The 19,469-nt window shown below is 42.5% G+C and carries 15 protein-coding genes; 6 read left to right on the top strand and 9 right to left on the bottom strand.

Going from position 1 to position 19,469, the window contains the following annotated elements:
* Positions 1 to 11: 11 nt before the first annotated feature.
* Both yjeM and AC6UDB_RS04675 read right to left on the bottom strand, forming a co-directional pair.
* Positions 12 to 1,496, bottom strand: coding sequence for a glutamate/gamma-aminobutyrate family transporter YjeM (gene yjeM / locus AC6UDB_RS04680; protein WP_500695849.1), 1,485 nt, complete (start codon positions 1,494 to 1,496; stop codon positions 12 to 14).
* A 92-nt stretch (positions 1,497 to 1,588) separates the two neighbouring features.
* Positions 1,589 to 3,334, bottom strand: coding sequence for an ABC transporter ATP-binding protein (locus tag AC6UDB_RS04675; RefSeq protein WP_500695848.1), 1,746 nt, complete (start codon positions 3,332 to 3,334; stop codon positions 1,589 to 1,591).
* Between the two features lie 111 nt (positions 3,335 to 3,445).
* Here AC6UDB_RS04675 and AC6UDB_RS04670 point away from each other — a divergent pair, with 111 nt between their 5' ends.
* Positions 3,446 to 4,282 (top strand): aldo/keto reductase, encoded by an 837-nt coding sequence (locus AC6UDB_RS04670; protein WP_500709270.1) that lies wholly within the window; start codon positions 3,446 to 3,448, stop codon positions 4,280 to 4,282.
* 68 nt (positions 4,283 to 4,350) lie between these two features.
* Here the strand turns inward: AC6UDB_RS04670 and AC6UDB_RS04665 are convergent, their stop codons facing one another.
* Both AC6UDB_RS04665 and AC6UDB_RS04660 read right to left on the bottom strand, forming a co-directional pair.
* Complete coding sequence (locus AC6UDB_RS04665; protein WP_500697001.1) at positions 4,351 to 4,854, bottom strand: TetR/AcrR family transcriptional regulator; 504 nt, start codon at positions 4,852 to 4,854, stop codon at positions 4,351 to 4,353.
* A 180-nt stretch (positions 4,855 to 5,034) separates the two neighbouring features.
* Positions 5,035 to 5,871: a DegV family protein gene (locus tag AC6UDB_RS04660; RefSeq protein ID WP_500709269.1), complete on the bottom strand. Its 837-nt coding sequence runs from the start codon at positions 5,869 to 5,871 to the stop codon at positions 5,035 to 5,037.
* A 279-nt stretch (positions 5,872 to 6,150) separates the two neighbouring features.
* Between AC6UDB_RS04660 and AC6UDB_RS04655 the strand changes: the two genes are divergently transcribed.
* The 3 genes from AC6UDB_RS04655 to AC6UDB_RS04645 all read left to right on the top strand — a co-directional run bounded on the left by AC6UDB_RS04655 (position 6,151) and on the right by AC6UDB_RS04645 (position 9,872).
* Positions 6,151 to 6,273 (top strand): hypothetical protein, encoded by a 123-nt coding sequence (locus AC6UDB_RS04655; RefSeq protein ID WP_500694107.1) that lies wholly within the window; start codon positions 6,151 to 6,153, stop codon positions 6,271 to 6,273.
* A 120-nt stretch (positions 6,274 to 6,393) separates the two neighbouring features.
* Positions 6,394 to 7,587, top strand: coding sequence for an MDR family MFS transporter (locus AC6UDB_RS04650; protein WP_500696997.1), 1,194 nt, complete (start codon positions 6,394 to 6,396; stop codon positions 7,585 to 7,587).
* Positions 7,588 to 7,598: 11 nt separating this feature from the next.
* The gene (locus AC6UDB_RS04645) at positions 7,599 to 9,872 is read left to right on the top strand and encodes an ATP-binding cassette domain-containing protein (protein ID WP_500709268.1); all 2,274 of its coding nucleotides are present in this window, start codon (positions 7,599 to 7,601) and stop codon (positions 9,870 to 9,872) included.
* A 45-nt stretch (positions 9,873 to 9,917) separates the two neighbouring features.
* Here AC6UDB_RS04645 and AC6UDB_RS04640 read toward each other — a convergent pair whose 3' ends face one another.
* Complete coding sequence (locus AC6UDB_RS04640; RefSeq protein ID WP_500696995.1) at positions 9,918 to 10,679, bottom strand: hypothetical protein; 762 nt, start codon at positions 10,677 to 10,679, stop codon at positions 9,918 to 9,920.
* A gap of 194 nt (positions 10,680 to 10,873) precedes the next feature.
* Here AC6UDB_RS04640 and AC6UDB_RS04635 point away from each other — a divergent pair, with 194 nt between their 5' ends.
* Positions 10,874 to 11,290: a hypothetical protein gene (locus tag AC6UDB_RS04635; protein ID WP_500694103.1), complete on the top strand. Its 417-nt coding sequence runs from the start codon at positions 10,874 to 10,876 to the stop codon at positions 11,288 to 11,290.
* Between the two features lie 366 nt (positions 11,291 to 11,656).
* Positions 11,657 to 12,835, top strand: a complete 1,179-nt coding sequence (locus tag AC6UDB_RS04630) for an aminotransferase class I/II-fold pyridoxal phosphate-dependent enzyme (RefSeq protein WP_500709267.1) — start codon at positions 11,657 to 11,659, stop codon at positions 12,833 to 12,835.
* A 73-nt stretch (positions 12,836 to 12,908) separates the two neighbouring features.
* On the opposite strand, the gene AC6UDB_RS04625 is transcribed toward AC6UDB_RS04630, so the two are convergent.
* The 4 genes from AC6UDB_RS04625 to AC6UDB_RS04610 form a co-directional block, all read right to left on the bottom strand.
* Complete coding sequence (locus AC6UDB_RS04625) at positions 12,909 to 14,255, bottom strand: FAD-dependent oxidoreductase (protein ID WP_500709266.1); 1,347 nt, start codon at positions 14,253 to 14,255, stop codon at positions 12,909 to 12,911.
* A gap of 108 nt (positions 14,256 to 14,363) precedes the next feature.
* Positions 14,364 to 14,849 (bottom strand): class Ib ribonucleoside-diphosphate reductase assembly flavoprotein NrdI, encoded by a 486-nt coding sequence (nrdI, locus tag AC6UDB_RS04620; RefSeq protein WP_500701307.1) that lies wholly within the window; start codon positions 14,847 to 14,849, stop codon positions 14,364 to 14,366.
* Positions 14,850 to 14,978: 129 nt separating this feature from the next.
* Positions 14,979 to 18,014, bottom strand: coding sequence for a YfhO family protein (locus AC6UDB_RS04615; protein WP_500709265.1), 3,036 nt, complete (start codon positions 18,012 to 18,014; stop codon positions 14,979 to 14,981).
* Between the two features lie 62 nt (positions 18,015 to 18,076).
* A complete protein-coding gene (locus AC6UDB_RS04610; protein WP_500694099.1) occupies positions 18,077 to 19,456 on the bottom strand; it encodes a hemolysin family protein in 1,380 nt (459 codons plus the stop codon).
* Between the last annotated feature and the right edge of the window lie 13 nt (positions 19,457 to 19,469).

Raw genomic sequence — 19,469 nt, 5'->3', positions numbered from 1 at the left:
CTCATTTTTGCTTATTTACTTAGATATTTCTTTTCGTAGTGGTGGTACAAAAGATAACCCACAATACCAAACAAGACAGGTCCAACGACCATCCAGATACTGCTTACGTAGTTGCCACTCAAAGCGGGAGCGATAATCGTAAAAATAATGGCAAAACCGACCGTTAGCATTACGACACAGACCGCTAATTTGGCGACCAGTGAATTCTTGTAGAAGACAAAGGGCTTCTTGATTTTCTGGTTGGCTTTAAAACCAATGAACGAGAAGGCAATGAACAGGTACGGAATTACCATGGCCACGTTGGTCATCTGAACCAGGATGTTGAAGAAAGCTTTGGCACTTTGTCCTCCAAATGAGATTACGAGGATGAATAAGATGACTAAGAGTCCCTGAATCACCATGGCATTGCCTGGTACGTTGTGTCTGTTGATTTTGGTAAAGAACCTCGGCCAAATTTCCTTGGGAGTGCCCTCCACGATCGTCTTGATTGGCGAAATGACGAGTGTGATGAAGGCCCCACTCAGTGCTAGAAAAATGGAAACCCCAACGTAACGGCTGACCCACATCCCGATTTGAACGGAGACGCTATGAGGAAAGTTCAGGGCGGTCCCCAGTTGATAACCAAAGTTATTCATGATAACGAAGGGGATGTTGACTAGGTTAATGTTGTGTTTTGAACCCAAGACCTGGTTCCAGTTCGTAAAAGCTCCAACCATGAAAATCCCAATCGAATAGACGACGGAAATGGTGATGGCCGAGATGGTGATTCCCTTAGGAAAAGTCTTTTCGGGAGTCTTGGTTTGATCGACGAGGCCCCCAATGGTTTCTAGTCCACCGTAGGCAAAGATTGCGTATACGATAAATCCGAGGACATTAATTAATGAATCGTATTGCGGATTGGGTGATACTAAGACGGCTTTCCAGGAGAGCGGCTGAAAGGTATGTCCGTTAATTAAAAGGATGATGGCCCCACCAACAATGAGGATTACATTGGTTAGCATTGCCGCAAACCCGCCGATGGAAGTGACCTTCTGAATTTGACTGATCCCACGGGTAGCAATGAACGTAATCACGATCATCAAAAGGACGGCTAAAAGGCCGATGGTTTCAACGCTTGAAAGTCCAAAGAGATGAGCATCTGACGTTTTATCAACGCCGAAGATTGCATTTGAAAGTGGGACCCAGATGGCGGAACTGGTGTTGACCATCCAGATGATGGCGGAAGCATACCACATGGAGATTCCCGTGAAGGCGAATTTAGGATTAACTGATTCGCTCATCCAAGTGTAGATGCCACCGTGCTTTTCTGAAAAAGCCGCACCAAACTCCGCAATCATGAACGCGAACGGGATGAAGAAGCAGAGCGCTGCCAGGATGTACCAGATGATTGAGGCATACCCCATTAGATAGAACGCTCTGGAAATGTTCGCTGATCCGAAGACGGATGTAAAGATCATTAAGACTAACGCAAATAATGATAACTTTTTATTGTCCATCAAATGTAACCTCCAATTTCTTAAATAATTCTTAAAGTATAACAGGAAAATCCCGATTTGTGACACAAAAAAAGAATTCATTGCTGAATTCCTTATTTTTTGAATTGAATTTTAACGTATTCGCGATACTTGGGCAAAGTCTTGATTAACTCTTCGTGAGTCCCGTGTCCACTGATTTCACCGTGGTCAACAAAGTAAATGTCGTCTGAATCAACGATGGTACTCAATCGGTGAGCAATAATGAGGGTAGTACGACCCTTCATGAGTTGATGAAGCGCCTTTTGAACCATGGCCTCTGATTGTGAATCAAGACTGGCCGTGGCTTCGTCAAGCATCAAGATTTTTGGATCTCGCAAAAAGGCCCGAGCGATCGCGAGTCGTTGCCTTTGGCCACCACTGACCTTGATTCCTCGTTCACCAACTTGAGTGGAAAGTCCGTCGGGCATCTCTTTCACAAAGCCCTCCGCGTACGCCAGGCTTAGGACGTGCCAGAGTTGGTCATCGGTAAACTGCTCGTCTAGTCCATAGGTCAAATTATGGCGAATCGTCCCCGCCATGATGGCTGAATCCTGACTAACCAGTCCGATTTGATGCCGCCAGTTGGAGAGGTTAATGTCCTCGATGTTTTCCTTGCCAATTGTAAGGGTGCCAGACGTTGGTTGGTAGTAACGTTCAATCAAACTGAAGATGGTTGATTTTCCACTTCCAGAAGGTCCAACGAAGGCCGTAGTTTGATTGGGCTTGGCGGCGACGTTGACTTTTTTTAAGACCGGTTCATCGGGGTCGTAGGCAAAACTAACGTCATTGAGGCGCAACGTTTTACCGCCAATATCATCCGAGAAGCCTGACGCAAAGTCTTCTTCGGGTTCAATGAGGAGTTCTCGGACGTGTTCAGTAGAACCATTGGCTTTAGAGAGGTCAGTGACAAAACGACCCAGCATGCTAACGGGACCAATGATTTGAAACAGGTACATTAGAAAGGCAAACATGGTTCCGATGGTCATAGCTCCAATGGCAACCCGATGAGCGCCATATGCCAAGATTCCAACAATCATAGCCATCATGACCGTGTTCAGAATTGGTCCCGCAATGGAGTCATAGACCGACTCTTTGAGGCCGATTCGATACAGATTGTGAATCAAGTTAGAACCAGCGTTGGTTTCGTACGGTTCGGCATTTGATGATTTAACTAAGCGAATTTCGTTTAAAGTTTCCTGCGCCTTTCCGCTGAAATCAGCCATTTGGTCCTGACGCGATTTCCCAATCTGACTCGACTTGTGAATGATCGGTCGCATCACGGTCATGACGATGGGAATGGCAATAAACATGATTAAGGCCATTCGCCAATCCATGATGAGCATGATGATTAAAGCCCCGATTAGTTGAAAGATCGACGTAATCGTGTTGGGAAATGAAACTGACAGTAAGTCTTTAATCTGATCTGTGTCACTCACGAGCCGCGAGGTCATTTTTCCGGTCTTCACGCTATCAAAATAGTGAACGTTTAACTTCACCATTTTCTCCCATAGTAGTTCTCGAAGGTTAGCCACTACGTCTTCACCGAAGAACCCCAGGAGCGTTCCTGAGCCCGCGTTAATTAGGGCACTCAAGACAAATAAAATAACCATAGCAAAAATCAGGACTAGACTCACGCCCTTGGCAAAATCGTTTACCATGACCTGGGCAATCTTTGGGACCGTTAGTTGGGCTCCAGTAGCGACTAGACCCAGGATTAGTCCAACCATTAGTTGCCAGTAGTGTGGTTTAGTTTGTCGAATTAAATGAAAGAATCCCCGAAAGTTGAAGGATCCGTTATTTTTTTGGTTTTTCTTTTTCACGTTATCACTCCTTAAATCGTAACTACTATCCTATCACAAATCGACTTGCTTGAAACGAATATTCATTCCGCTTATCCTAATCGTAGAAACACATTGAGAGGAGTTCTCATCATGGAATATGAGTATTATACGTTAAATAGCGGAATGCAGGTTCCAAAGATTGGATTTGGGACCTATCTTTTAAAGGGCTTTGAAGGTGCAATGGCGATCACTTCTGCCATTCATAAGGGTTACCGGTTAATCGACACTGCCTATAACTACGAAAACGAAGGGGCCGTTGGTCGTGGAATTGAAAATTCGAACGTGCGCCGTTCTGATTTGCTGGTAACTTCAAAGTTGCCAGGCCGTTACTACGACCGAAAGAGCGCCATTAATGCCATTCAGGAGTCACTTTATCGGGCTGGCCTAGACTACTTTGATATCTACTTGTTGCACTGGCCTAATCCTAAAGAGGGTAACTACGTTGAAGCATGGCAAGCACTGATTGATGCTCAACAGTACGGTTTGATTCGGACGATCGGAGTCTGCAACTTTCTACCAGACTACCTGGACAAGTTAGTTGATGAAACTGGTGTCATGCCGTCAATCAACCAGATTGAACTTCATCCCTACTTTAATCAGGCTGATATGCGTCACTATGATGAAGAACACGGGATTTTAACCGAAGACTGGAGCCCACTTGGTCGTGCCAGTGAGATGTTAAAGAACCCAGTTCTGGTTGACATGGCCGCTAAGTACCATAAAAACGTTGGTCAGTTGATTTTACGCTGGGAGATTCAGTTGGGAACGCTGCCAATTCCTAAGTCAGCTCATCCTGGTAGACAGAGTGGTAACCTGAACGTCTTTGACTTTGAGATTACTCCTGAAGATATGGAAACGATTGATTCGTTAACCAAGCCAGATGGTCGAACTCATAATCAAGATCCAGCCACTTACGAAGAATTTTAGATTAATTAATGCTTGAAATCAATTAATAAAGGAGGCCCACTTCTGGGTCTCCTTTTTGTACGGATTAATTAATAAATAATTTCAAGGACTCTTTGAAGCCGATGGAGTAATTTTTCGGAATCACTGGGAGATTCCATGGCTTCTTTAATCGTCTGGTGGCACAGAACGGTGATGGCCCACCGTTTGGCTGGCAGCTTAATGATTGCCGAATCATCAATGTTTTTCTGATTATGCAGGATGTCCATCTGAATAAATTCAAAGTATTCACTTTCAGCACTATCTTCTAGAAAGGAACGGGCAGCATCAACGTAGTCGCTCGGTTTTAGTTCATCAAGCTTTTTATTTGTGAAAGGTCGATGAATGGTTGATAAAACCAGTCTGCGTGTGTAATCATAGCCGCCCTTTAAGGTAATGAAGTATTTGTAGTAGGCTCCACGTGAGATTTTGGCATCCTTGATGATCCTGGCAACTTGGGCGTCAGCGAAGGGATGAGCGGAAAATTCATTTAAAAGGGCACTGTTGATGCGATCCTTTTTTGCCTGGGGGAGATTTACAAAAGTTGACGATGGCATAAAAAATCCTTCCTTCTATGTAATAATTTAATTATACCCACATGTTGACACGGTGTTAACCGCTAATTTACCATAATTGATTCATTAGAAGTCCGAATAAACAGGCGATGATTCCATGATTTCCCCTTTTCATAATAAAAGACCGAACATAAATGTCCGATCTTAATTGTTAGGATTAAGTTATGCGAAGATGTAGCCAAATCCACCGGGACCAACGTGGGTCATAACGATGGGACTCGTCAGACGGCAAGTCACGTTGATGTCAGGTCGTGCTTTCTTGATCTTAGCAGCAATTTTCTTTGGGGCCGTTCCGTCATCAACGTATGAAAGACCAACTTCAGAAATGTCCTTATTATTAATGATTTCATCGGTGACCTGATTGGCAATCTTGGTCATTTTCTTGATGCCACGGCACTTGTATTTCAGTTTTAAAGTTCCCTCAGTCAGTTGAATTACGGGCTTTAGTTGAATTAGTGAGGAAATAAAGCCAACCGCCCGGCTAGCACGCCCACCCTTGACCATGTAATCAAAACTGTTGATGAAAACGTAGGTCATGATGGTTGGTACAAAAGCCTTTAAATTGTCCATAATTTCGTTAACAGACTTGCCTTGATCGGCCAACTTTTTGGCACGTATGACAGCAAAAGTAAGACCACTATCAGTGGAATCACTGTCTAAGACTGAGATGTCTCCGCCCACTTGTTTGGCAGCGGTTCTAGCCGTCTCAACCGTTCCGCTTAAAACCTTGGTTAAATGAATGGAGATGATTGAAGCGTCTGGATCTTCTTTTTGAATTTTTTCGTAGGCTTGAATGAATTGACCCAGAGAAGGTTGACTGGTCTTCGGAAATTCTTTGTCGTTTGCAAGATGATCGGAGAATTCTTTTCTGGTAATGTCAACACCATCTTCATAAGTTTTACCATCAATGGTAACCTGAAGTGGTACGACCGTGAGATTATTTTTTTGAATTTCATCTGGGGTTAATTGAGCAGTTGAATCAGTAACAATATGAATCATGTGTTTCTCCCTCCAATTAACGTTTCGTTAATTTGCCTTATGGACTTTAATTATAGTAGAAGGATCGTTTTTTTCCCAGTTAAAATTGGATTTAATTTTAGTAGAGAGTTTGGTTAAGCGTGGGACAGGTAACTTCATCTTTGAAAGTGCGGTTACATAGTTTGAATGGTGTAACCGGTTGGCAATCACATTATAAAAATTATAAATTAGAGAAAGAAGTAGCTTTTTTGTTGCAAACAAGATATAACTATATTAGGGAGAAAAGCAGGGAGTTTCATCATGAAAAATAAAATGAAAATCCTGTTAACCAGTGTTGTTTCGGTGCTGGTAGCGGGTTCGATGGTAGCCGGATTGGTTGCCAAAAAGCGTGATAACGAAAAGAAGCATGCGACAAAAAAGTAAGCATTGCTGATTATTAGGGGGATTTCAACTACGGTTGAGTTTCCCCTTTTATTATGGTCGATCGTGTAAGCGTTGAAATTAAAGAAAAAATTAAAATGAATAATGAAGTGAGGCAAGCAAATGGTAAAAGGAAGAAAAAAAGAATTAAGGTTGAGTACCGTTTTAATCTATTCGTTACTATTAAATACCGGGTCATCCTTTATGTGGCCGCTAACCACGGTCTACATGCATAATTACCTTCATGAATCTCTGACAACAGCCGGCATCGTGCTGTTTGCCATGTCAATGTTCATGATTATTGGGAACTATCTGGGTGGTTATCTTTTCGATCGCTGGTCACCATATAAGACCGCCATCATCAGTGTCCTAATTACGATGACTTCGATTGTGACTTTGATCTTCTTTCACGGCTGGCCCATTTTTGGAATTATGTTACTGCTGTACGGACTGGGTAACGGCTCCAGCATGACGCTCTTAAATTCGTACGCATCGATGATCACCTCTAAAAGTACGCGATACGTTTTTAATTCGTTGTACGTTGGACTTAACCTTGGGGTCGTTGTCGGAACCGCGTTGGTTGGTTTCTTGATGAAGTACGGGATTTCGATTGTTTTCATCGTGGCAACGGGTTTTTACATTGTGTTGTTGTTGATGACGATTTTTGAATTTAACATTAAATTACATCGACCAGAACCGACGGCCGTTAAGCGTTCACAAGATGACGACGATGTTTCTGAGAAAAAGAGTCGCGGTTTAAAACTGATTTGGCTAATCTGCATCATGGTTTTTTGTATTTATATGAGTTATACGCTCTGGGAAAGTGTCATGTCGGTCCACATGACTCAACTAGGGATCTCATTTGAAAATTACAGTTTCTTGTGGACGATTAATGGGTTATTGATTGTTTTCATTCAACCGATTATTAATAAAATCGGGGCTCGGTTTAAGATGAGTCGTCAGATTGCCTTTGGGGTAATCATTTTCGCGCTAAGCTTCTTTATGTTAATATTTGCTAGACAGTACGCCGTTTTCGTAATTATCATGGTCATTTTGACCTTTGGTGAAATGAACGGACTGCCGGGAATTCCGGCGTGGATTGATACGTTAGCGGACCCCAGACAAAAGGGGAAGTTTCAGGGACTATTTAACATCTTTATGTCCCTTGGAAGAGCTGTGGGCCCACTCTTTGGTGGATTAATGGTTGAATTTTTCAACTATCCAGCTTTATTTATCGTATCCGGCGGACTGATTTTATTTGCATTGTTCTGTGTGATGAGCGAATCAAGAAAGTTAAGTAAAACACGTCAAGATTAGTGAGGTAAACCATGGTCGACACTTATTATAAGGATTCAATTGATGTGTCTGACGCACACCAAAATAATTTAAAGCACGTTAACGTCAAGCTCCCTAAACATGAAATCACCGTTTTTGTCGGTGAGTCCGGATCGGGGAAATCGTCGTTAGTATTCGACACGATTGCGGCCATGTCACGTCGTGAACTAAACGAAACGTTTCCTAGTTTTTCACAACAGTATCTCCCAAAGTACGGGCAGCCGCACGTTGGTGACATCAAAAATTTGCCAGTTGCCATTGCAATTGAACAGAAACAACTAACCGGCAACGCCCGGTCGACGCTTGCCACCTATACGGGAATCTACTCGTTATTACGGCTCCTGTTCTCACGGGTTGGAAAGCCGTTTGTGGGATACTCGGAGGTCTTTTCGTTTAACCTGCCGCAGGGGATGTGTCCGTACTGTCAGGGATTAGGTTATGTCGATGAAGTTGATGAGTCAAAGTTAATTGATCCAGAAAAGTCACTTAATGACGGAGCGATTACCTTCGTTAGTTTTGGACCCGGAACCTGGCGTTGGCGGGGATACGGTTACAGTGGTTTATTTGATAATGACAAACCAATTAAAGATTATACTCCCGAAGAGTATGACTTGTTGATGCACGCGCCACAACAAAAACTGTCCAATGCGCCCGCTTACTACAAAACGAGCCAGTACGAGGGTGTGGTTCCTAGAATCAAACGTTCAATCATCAACAGTCGTGAGGGTAAGCACCACAAAGAAGCCATTAGTGAGATTGTGACCCGTGAAGTTTGCCCGGTATGTAAGGGAGCTCGACTTAACCCCAGATCATTGAGCGTTAAGATTAACGGATATAACATTAACGACGTCTCTGGGATGGATTTGGTGCAGTTCTTAGACTTTTTGGAGTCCATTAAAGATAACCTTGGAGATGAAATCATCCGGGGCTTAGAGTCCAAGATTAAGCCGTTAATTGACATTGGATTAGGGTACTTGACTCTCGATCGAACCACCAGCACGTTATCAGGTGGTGAGGTTCAACGAATTAAGATTGCTAAACACCTAACCAATTCATTATCAGATATTCTGTACGTTTTTGACGAACCAAGTGTGGGTCTTCATCCTCACGACATCGCTTTGATTAAAAAAGCTATGATTAATCTAAAGAAGAAGGGTAACACCATCTTTATCGTTGACCACAATCCTGAGATCATGTCGATTGCCGATCACGTGGTCGAAGTTGGCCCGAAATCTGGGGCTGATGGTGGAAAGATTACCTTTACCGGGAGCTATCCAGAAGTGTTGGATTCTGACACTCTGACCGGAAAATGGTTAAGGGCACCTCATCACTTCGCCAAACCACTTCAACCTAAGGGATTTGTAGACTTGGAGCATGTTCACATGCATAATATTGATGATGTGAGTGTCAAGGTACCAACCGGGATTATGACCGTTTTGTCAGGAGTGGCTGGATCTGGTAAGAGTTCACTGGCTGAAGCCATGAAGGACCATTTAAATGGCGATTACGTTGATCTAACGCAAAAGCAAGCCGGCATCAGTATTCGTTCCACTCCCGTGACCTATCTCAACATTTTAAACCCAATTCGAAGGCTTTTTGCGAAGGCCAACAACGTTTCAACCCAGCTCTTTAGTTACAACGGCAAGGGTGCTTGTCCGCGTTGTAAGGGGAAAGGGGTCACAATTACCAACATGGCTTTCATGGATCCGGTCGTTCAGACCTGTGAGTTGTGTCACGGAAAACGCTACAGTCAGGAAGCCTTGGGATATAAGTATCACGGTCAAGACATCGCCGACGTTTTGTCGATGTCAGTTGCTTACGCGGCTGAATTCTTCAAGGATGTTCCTGAAATCGCTAATCCGTTGAAACAGATGAGCGAAGTCGGATTGGATTATTTAGCGTTAAATCAGGCTTTGACCACGCTATCTGGTGGTGAACTGCAACGACTACGATTAGCCCAGATGCTAGAAGAGAAGGGCAAGATTTACTTTCTTGATGAACCCACGGCTGGTCTGCACATGAATGATACGCAACGATTGCTGAAGCTATTTAAACGAATGGTTGCTGATGGCGATTCTCTTATTATCGTTGAACACAACCTTGATGTAATCAGTCAGGCTGACTGGTTGATTGACATGGGACCTGGAGCCGGAACGTACGGTGGAAACGTCCTGTACAGTGGAATTCCCGAGGGATCGGAAAAAGTTCCCCAATCATTTACTGGAAAAGCCCTTAAAAAGTACATGTTGCCTTATAAAGAAAGATAAACAAAAAGAGATCATCACTGATATCAGTGATGATCTCTTTTTGAATTAGAATCCGATGAAAGACTCAATGTTGGCTTTTATCATATTGATACCATCTTGGATGGTCATGATAATTTGTTGAAGAGCATTATTATCCCGTTCACTAGCATTTTGTTCGATTTCTTGTTTGGCTTTTTCAATAACATCTTGAGTTTTTTGGTTAGCTGCATTACTGCCATTGTTGCCACCATTATCAGCATTATTCTCAGGTTTATTGTTATAATTTTTAACCACCACGGGCGGATTTTGTTTAACCTGTTGCTGGGCACTCTTTCCTGAACGGTATAAGCCAAAGATTCCCAACAAAATGATAATCAGGAAAATAATTACGATCCAGCGGAACCAGTGGTGTTTCTTCTTTTTTAGAGCACTTTGGTACTGCGTTTGATTGGGTGCTGTTCTATCAACACCAGGGGAAACCACCTGCGCACTTGGTGCGTACACCAAGTTGTAAGTGAGCGTTCCTCTTGCAAAAGTTCCGTTGATATTCTCGTTCGGATTGACGGCCACAACCCGACCCATGTTTGCCGGATAATCAACGTTTCGTTTAAAGGTGACGTTAGTGAGGTAACTGACGGCATTCTGATCACCACTAAGTCCCTGAACGACGTATCCCTTTAGGTCAGGGACTTCGATTGAAAATGCTTCCCCGGGAGTTTGCGAATATTTTAATGGGTTAGTCAAATTTTGACCGTTTTTATCAACAACGTTAATAACTACGTTTCCGACATTGCGGTCCATTCGACTACCAACTGTTTCATTGTTCATTGATTGAGTGCTCCTTTAATCAGTTTATATGCATTATCTTACCATTATTTCTCAATCTCACAAAAAGAATCCAATCCAATTTCCCGCACCTTAATGGGGGATCAGGTGTCGATTAGTCGCTTCAAATGTGATATCATGATTACTGTAAGTGATAGTCATTAACTATCAGACTGAATATTGAGAGGAAGAATGACATGAGCGAAAAAAAGATTATTGAAAAACTCGATGACATTAAAGATTACGAAGACAAAATGGCTGATTTAGTATCAGCAATCTTGACTGACCAACCTTGGGAACAAACTGATGAAGTTCGAAACGTTTACTTCTTGGATGTAACTGATTTTGGGAAAGACCTTCAAGACGTTTTGGACCAAATGAACGTTTTGCGTGACCAATACGATGAAACATTACACTCATACTTGGGTGTTCCATTCATCCCTTACGTTCCACTATCAAAATTAACTGATGCCGCTTTTCAAACTTTAGTTGACGTTGACCCAACGGACAACATCACTAAGACTAAGAAGAACAGTGTCTTTGTTGATTCACGTGTTATTGATAGTAAAGATGGTAAGCACATTAGCTTGGACTTACAATTTAACGAACAATAAGATTAAGTGTAAAGAGAGTTGACACCTCGGTGTTAGCTCTCTTTTTTATGGCGTTTTTGAAATAAATATTTTAAAAATGATTGACAGAAAGTGATTTGAGTTGTTTAATTAGTGGCAATTAAAGAAGAGGAGGAATATTCCATGAATAATCATATTGATCATCAAAACGACCTTTATACTTACTTTACTTGGTACAAGTGCGTATCTAAGTAAGGTTGTTTTGAGGGCCTAATTAGATACCGTAAGGATACTAACTAGGCTAATTACAGATTATCGTTGGATATTCCTAATAACGAATGTGTTTTTAATCCCAGTTAGCATCGAATGTTAACTGGGATTTTTTTGTCTATCGAAAGGAGAATTAGAATGTCAAAAGCATTAATAAGTAAAATGAATCAAGAAATGCTGCAGCTATCACCATCGTCGATTTTAAAATTTAATGATGAGGTGAGTCAGATTCCTGATATTATTCCGTTAACGTTAGGTGAACCAGACTTTAACACCCCTGAACACGTTAAGGATGCCGCAATTAAAAGCATTCAACAAAATGAGAGTCACTACGCTCCCACGAAGGGAACTAAACAACTGCGGGATGCAGCTGCGCACTTTTTACAAAGTAAATACGATTTAAACTACGACCCGGAGACGGATATCATTATGACCGCTGGAGCTACCGGCGGAATTTATACGGCGTTAACATCGGTTTTAAATCCCGGGGATGAGGTTTTAATTCCAACGCCGATTTTTCCACTCTACTTTCCGATTATTAAACTGCGGGGAGCCACCCCGATTTTTATGGACACCGCTAAAACTGACTTTGTCCTCACTCCAGAACAGTTAGAACAAAATTTAAAGGATCACCCCAAAACCAAGGCGATTGTCTTGAATTTTCCCACTAATCCCACTGGCAAAACTTATCATCCTGACGAACTTCAAAAACTGGCCGATGTGATTAAAAAGCATGATATTTTTGTGATTTCTGACGAAATTTACAGCGAACTGACTTATGATGGCAAACACGCCTCAATCGCTAAATATCTTCCCGAACAAACCATTTTATTGAATGGGGTTTCAAAGTCACACGCGATGACCGGATGGAGAATTGGGATCATGGCGGCGCCTAAAGACATCACTAGTCAACTTGAAAAAATCGATCAATTTACGATCACTTCAACCACCACAAACGCACAAGCTGCGGCCGCCGAAGCACTTGGAAACGGAATGAATGATACTGATGCCATGAAAAAGGAGTACCGAAAGCGACGTGATTTTGTTTACGAAAAATTGAGTGCGATGGGCTTTAAGATGGCCAATCCCGATGGCGCTTTTTACATTTTCGCTAAAATCCCAGCTGGCTTAATTCAAAATAGTATGGACTTTAGTTATGACTTAGCCCGTAAAGCTAAGGTGGCCGTCATTCCCGGAAGTTCGTTTGGCCCAGGCGGCGAGGGATACGTTCGCATTAGTTATGCTACTTCAATGGAAAACTTAAAAGAAGCCATGGACCGAATTACTGAATATGTTGAAAAAGAAAGAGAAAAATAGTGGTGACGCCAAAGCCCTTAACTACTTACGATAGTTAAGGGCTCTTTTGCGGTGTATTTTATTTTATTTACAATTACTTGTTTTGGGCTTCTTTTTCCTGAGCCGATTGACCCAAGATGTTGAGGTAGTTAAACGGACGGTCAAAGTTTGGTTGAAACAGCATGTCAACCATAGCCAGGTCGTCAATGGTGTTTTCGTTTTGAATGGCAACCGAAAGCACGTTAGCGGATTGTGAAATGTCGTAGAGACTGGTCAATGCGCCACCCAAGATTTTACGGGTGTCAGGACTGTAAACCAGTGACATTAGCACAGGAGTCGTGGTGGGCATGAATTCAGGACGATAGTTGTCTTCGACAATTACTTGGTGAGCGTTAATGCCCTGAGCCTTAGCGGCACTCATGGTTAAGCCGGTTGAGGCAAGGTTTCGGTCGTACAACTTCAAACCGGAGGAGGATTGCGTTCCCATGTATTTTTCGGTGTCGTTTTCGATGTTCTTTCCAACCAAGATTCCTTGACGAACCGCATTGGTTGCAAGCGGAATGTAGGCGTTTTTGTGAGTTGGGTTGTAGTGAACGGCGGCACTGTCACCAGCGGCGAAGATGTCCTTGTTAGAAGCATGCATGTAATCATCGGTGATGATTGCACCGTTTTCAAGCATGTCAACTTGACCCTTGAGTAGACTCGTGTTGGGTTTGAAACCAATGCACAAAATAGCTAGGTCAGCAGTAAATTCGTCACTGCTGGTCTTAATTGAGACTGTATCACCGTTATCAATGAACTTTTGCACCATTTGGTTTCCTTCGAATTTAACCCCATGGTCCTTGTAGTCTTTTTCAACGATGTCAGTAAACTTAGGGTCATAGTATTTACTTAAAACCCGGTCAACTCCATCAATCAAAGTGACCTCATGACCAGTCTTGGAATAGGCTTCGGCTAGTTCGGCCCCGATGTATCCAGCTCCAATGACAGCGATCCGTTTAGCGTCCTTGGCGTCATCGAAAAGTACCTGAGCGTCGGTCCAGTTCTTACAAAGCTTGACGTGATCGCTATGAACGCCCTCGATTGGAGGAACAACCGGAAGGGAACCACTGGTCATTACGAGCTTGTCGTAATGTTCGGTCTTGCTTTCACTGGATTCTAAATCCTTAACGGTGATTTCTTTGTTATTTGAGTCGATGTTAGTGACTTCGTGCTTCATTTGCACGTCGGCGCCTAGTTCCTTTAATTCCTTTGGATCGGAATAAAACAGGCCCTTTGGATCTTTAACTTCGCCACCTAAATAAAGGGCGATTCCACATGATAGAAATGAGATATTGTCATTTTTTTCATAGACAGTTAAGTCATAATCGGGATGCTCTTTTAAGATTTGTTTAACCGCAAAAGTTCCCGCGTGGGTACAACCAACAACAATAATTTTCATGATGCAACTTACCTCCTAGTGTGAAACAATATTCATGAATTATAGGTTATCCTACCAGATAAAATTGTGAAATGCTAATCAATACACTCATAAAATGGTTCTTATTTATTATTTTTTGAAAGCGACTTCATTACTATATTCTCTGGCTCTTTCACACATGGTTTGATAAATGCGAACGACATCACGATCGGTGCCCCTTAATTCGTATTCTGCAATTTCAGGGACGTTAAAACGTTCCGCATATCTTCTGGCTGTGAGACAAAATTGGACGTTAAAATTGCGATTACCACTGCCGACGATTCCCATGCAGTAGTCGGCGTTATGGTTGTAAGCAACATATTCGCCCATGGTGTTGGTCATGAGTTCTTTGACCCCGTTATCGATTCCATTTCCACCGTCAAGGTAGGTCGGCACGAAAACAAAGTACGGTGATGTTTCGTCAGCAAAGTCACTTTGATCTGAGATTTCGGTTGGTTCAATTAGTGGGTTACTAGCATCTTTTTGGTGCTCGGTTTCCGCGTAGTCCTCTAAATTTTGCACGAAGTTGCGGGTGTTACCGGCAATTGAGATGTATAAAATGCGAATGGGTTTGATGATTACTACCTCCTTAAATATGAAAAATAGTCACTATTAGTGTAACCTCTAACAAGTTTAAATGCACAGAATCTTAGAAGTCAAAGCAGCCAAAAAACGCACGGAATTAGTTATCCGTACGTTTTTAATTTAATTTCGTTTCTTTACGATCCAGATGACGATCCCACTGATAGCGAGGATTAAAATTCCGAAGGCGCTCGCAATTGCTCCTAATAGCAGTCCCGGAGTTTGGTATTTCAGTTCAATCTGGTGTTTACCAGCTTGAATGGGTGCTCCGACAAAGCCAGTGTTGACCCGACTAGTGGGCACCTGTTTGCCGTCGACGAAGAGTTTCCATCCCGTTGAATAGGGAATGGAAGTGGTTAAGACGGACTTCTTCGGGTTATTACTGATTCCTTTGACTTCGTTCTTTTTAACCTGAAGGTTTTGGAGACGGTTACGTTGAAGTTTTTGAATCCGTTGTTCATACGAATTGCCAAACGGAACGGCAATAATCTTGGCGTGTTTAAAATTAATCTGGTGGACACCATCAAACGTCAATTTAATTTGATTGCGGCGTTTGGTGGAATACCCTAGGTTAATCAAAGCGTTTTTCTTTTGCGTGTAGTTTGAGAGATTGTCGCGTCCATACTGTGAGTAACCGTTCTTCATTCCTTTCGTTGCAGCATTAAGGGAGTACTGACCGACAAACGGAGTGTGAAGGTTCTTTCGTTTCTCGTTTAGTTTCATCATCTTCGTGTACGGTTGATTTTTGATGGCGTGCTGTCTTTTGGTCATGCTTTCCTTTGAAGCCGACGAGTAATCGTGACTCTGAATACCCTCTAATTGTAAGTAAATTTCGGCATTTTTGGTGCGGTTAGGTTGCTTAATCTTAAGGAAATATGGGACTGATTTACCAAGCGCATCCTTAGTTACCACGTGGAGACCGTCTTGATTTTGCTTCTTGGTGTCATTTTCTAATTGGACGTTTTCGGAAAGGATCTTTAAGGCGGTCTTCTGAGACGTGTGATTAATTGTTGGTTCGTTGTACTTAATACTCTTAGAATTGTTAGTGAATGCCGTTAATTTATCGTAGTTATCGAGGGTTTTTTCGTAGTCCGGTTTCACCTCATAATTAAGTTGTTTCTGATTCTGTTTCAACTTGGTTGATTTGATGCCCTTAATTGGCGAATCAACGTGGACCCCACTGATCATTGCTTGTTCACGCTCGGTTGGGGATAGTTTTTGGTACTGCCGGTTTGAGATCGTTTGATCCTGAGTGTAAGCAATTGGGAGCGCGTTCTTGTTTTTTAAAATGTAGGTTCCGTCGGGGTTTTTTTGGTTCACGAGCGGATTATCAGACGCAAACAGGAGTGGCTTTTTGTCCTTACCCTTGACCATCTTGAAGCCAAAGGGTTGTGATTTGTTTTGTTGGGCCGTGCGAATAAAGAGGTACTTGACGCCCATTAGATTATCGAGGGTGGTGCGGTAGTCATTTTGAGCGACCGGAGCGTTAAAGGTCCGTTGGTTATTTTGAACGGAATTTTCAAGTTGGCCAATGGCCCCATTTTCCACCGTCAGATATGATGAAATGTCACGGGTCGAAAATAACATTGGGATGTTGGTATTGATGTTAGAGTAGTTCGACAAGTTGACGTCATTTTTCCCAGCATAGTGGTATCGGTTACCAAGTGAGGTCCGATATCCACCTAACCGTGGTTCAACGTACTGATCGGCTCCGTCGTAGAAATTATTGATGAAGTTAGTGGCAACGTGTTTATTAAGCATGCCCTTTGAAAAGCCGGCAACGTTGGGACTGTAGTAGCCAATTCCAAGTGAGATGAGGTTAACGATGAAAACCGCGGTCACACTTCCGATGGTTGTCACTGGCTTTAAATGGAAGAGCTGACTACATAGGATGACTCCCATTAAAATCAACAGGAGAACGATTTCACCGTAGTCATGCGCGCTTAGCTTCATGATGAATCCGCGAGAAGCCCAAATAAGCACAATTAGGGTGATAATTGCGAAAATCATGACTTCCACGTTACGCTTAGTTAACGTAGTGAGATGATCTGAAAGAATTGTGGCAGCCATCCCAATTGGAAGTAAGCCTAAACACATCCAACGGTTTGATGGGGTCGATATGGCGTTAAAGACGGCTCCAAAAGCCGGAATCAAGGCACCAATGAAAACTACCAACAGGCCGATGTTTAGGTAAAGGTATTTTTTGAAGTGAGTCATCGTGTAAACAATGCCCAAAAATCCGAGTCCACTAATCCCAACAATGAGCCAGAAGCTAATGGTCAGGTAGCCATTTCCGAGAATTTTACTTGGAATGGAGAGGTAATAGTAGAGAGGATAGAAAAGATAGCCGTTCGCAAAGGTCGATGTGGTCCTCGTGGAACTCAGGGCAAATAAGAGGGTTGGAACGAAAATGACGGCACTAATCAAGATTCCCGCTAGAATGGCCGCAACCATTTTGACCAGTGAGCTCACAAAATGAAAGTCAGGGTTTTTACGAAGGCTGAAATACCTAATGACGACGTAGATAATACTGCCAAGTCCAATGATGTAGGCAAAGTAAAAGTTACTTAAAAAAGTTAAGGAAACGGCTAGCATCAGTGGAATGAAGGAATGGTTAGAAATGATGCGTTCGACGCCGTAGCAAATCAGTGGGAAGAAAATCATCGGTAGAATAAAAAAGGGATGGTGCATCCCCGAATAAAGGGCGTAACCCGCAAACGTGTAGGTCAAAGTTCCGAGTACGACACTGTATTTTTTAAAATGGAATTGTTTGATGAATAGTAAAAAGGCCAATCCGGCAACGTACAGGCGTAGGATTACCAAGAGTCCGTAACCCAGTTCCAGTAAGTGGTCTGGGAATAAAACGATCAGGTAGTTGAAGAGATCACCGACTACGTAGTACGAAAAACTGGTTAACTGATCAGCACCGAGGCCAATGTTAAACGACCAGTTGGTGAAGCCGTGACTGGGATGGGCAAGAAATTCAGTTAGCATGTGTTTAAAGTTTACGAGAATGGGATAGTGTTGGGCAATTCCGTCCATGCCCCAAATTAGTGAGTTACCGGTTAAGTAAAACGTCCAGATGTAGGCCATGATAATAATCAGAAAAATTAGACTGTAAAAAAGCCAATCCGGACATTTTTTTAAAACTGTTTTCATTGTTTCTATTACCCCTATGTATTAGTAAAGCCGAGGGACAGCCTCGGCTTTATTGATATTAGTTATTTGTCTTTTTGATCGTCATCTGCGTCTGATTCATCATCAGTTGGTTCCAGTTTATTGACCTCTAGCCAGTTAATGAACGAGTTCTTGTAGTCAAGAACCTTAAACTGAAAGCCATCAATTGTAACAACGTCACCCACTTTAATGTGAGGGTTCTGTTCGATGATGAAACCAGCAATCGTAACGATGTCAGAGTCGTCAAAAGCAGGCATCTCAACGTCGAAGTACTTTTCAAAGTCATACGTGTTTAATTTTCCGTTCACCTGGAAGGTGCCATTTGGCTGTTTAAAGATGTATTCGTTAACCTGTGGGTCAATCTCATCTCGAACGGTCCCAAACAACTCTTCGTAGATATCCTTATCGGTAATTAAACCAGACGTTCCACCGTATTCATCGATTACAACGACGATCGGTTGATGCATCTTAATCATTTGTTGAAGTACCATCGTAATGGGTGTAGTTTCGGGGGTGGTACTAATCTTTCGGATTAACTTTCCGACCTTGACGTTTGAATCGACCTGCGATTGTCTGACCAAATCGTAACTGTAGACATAGCCAAGGATGTTATCCTTATCGTTGTCCTTAACAACGGGAATTCGACTGAATTTCTTTTGAATGTAAACGTTGATAGCATCTTGGACCGTATCGTTGATGTCGATCGTTACCAATTGGGTCCGGTCAATCATGATGTCCCTGGCCACTTTGTCGTTTAATTCAAACGAACGCTGCATGTACAAGTAGTCGTTTCGCTCTAGATCACCATTTTTAACGGCATCCTTTGAAAGACTCAAAATTTCTGATTGTGAGAAGGCCTCATCGTTTTCGTTTGCCACGGGGATTCCCAGTAACTTAACTACGCCAGTTGCTGACACATTTAGTAACCACACAAATGGATAGAATAAAATGTGAAAGAAGTGAAGCGGACCAGCAATCACGCTCAAAACCTTCAGTGGCATGTCAATACTAATATTTTTAGGCACAATTTCGGTAAAGACCACTTCTAAATAGGTAAGTAACAGCACCCCAACAATCGCACCAACACTGTGAGCGGTAGCGGGATTAACACTGAAATCCTTTAATTCCATGATGGAAACCAGGATTTCAATCACGAATGATTCACCAATCCAACCAAGAATGATTCCCGCAAGTGAAACACCTACTTGGGTTGTCGAAAGATACTCGTTAAGGTTGGTTACCATTTTCATTTCACGATTAACTTTTTTCTTCTTTTTGTCACTGATATCTTCATCATCCAGTTTTTCTTGGAGGGCACTTGGCCTTGATTGGACCAGTGAGAACTCACACGCGACAAAGAATGCAGCAAAGAAGAACGTTATTAAAATAATTATTAGATCAAGTATTATCTGACCGGTATTCAAATTTCATTCCTCA

The sequence above is a fragment of the Fructilactobacillus sp. X3R2C1 genome, from assembly GCF_059901235.1.
Note: the sequence above shows the minus strand (reverse complement) of the source record. Positions and strands in the feature narration are given on the sequence as shown.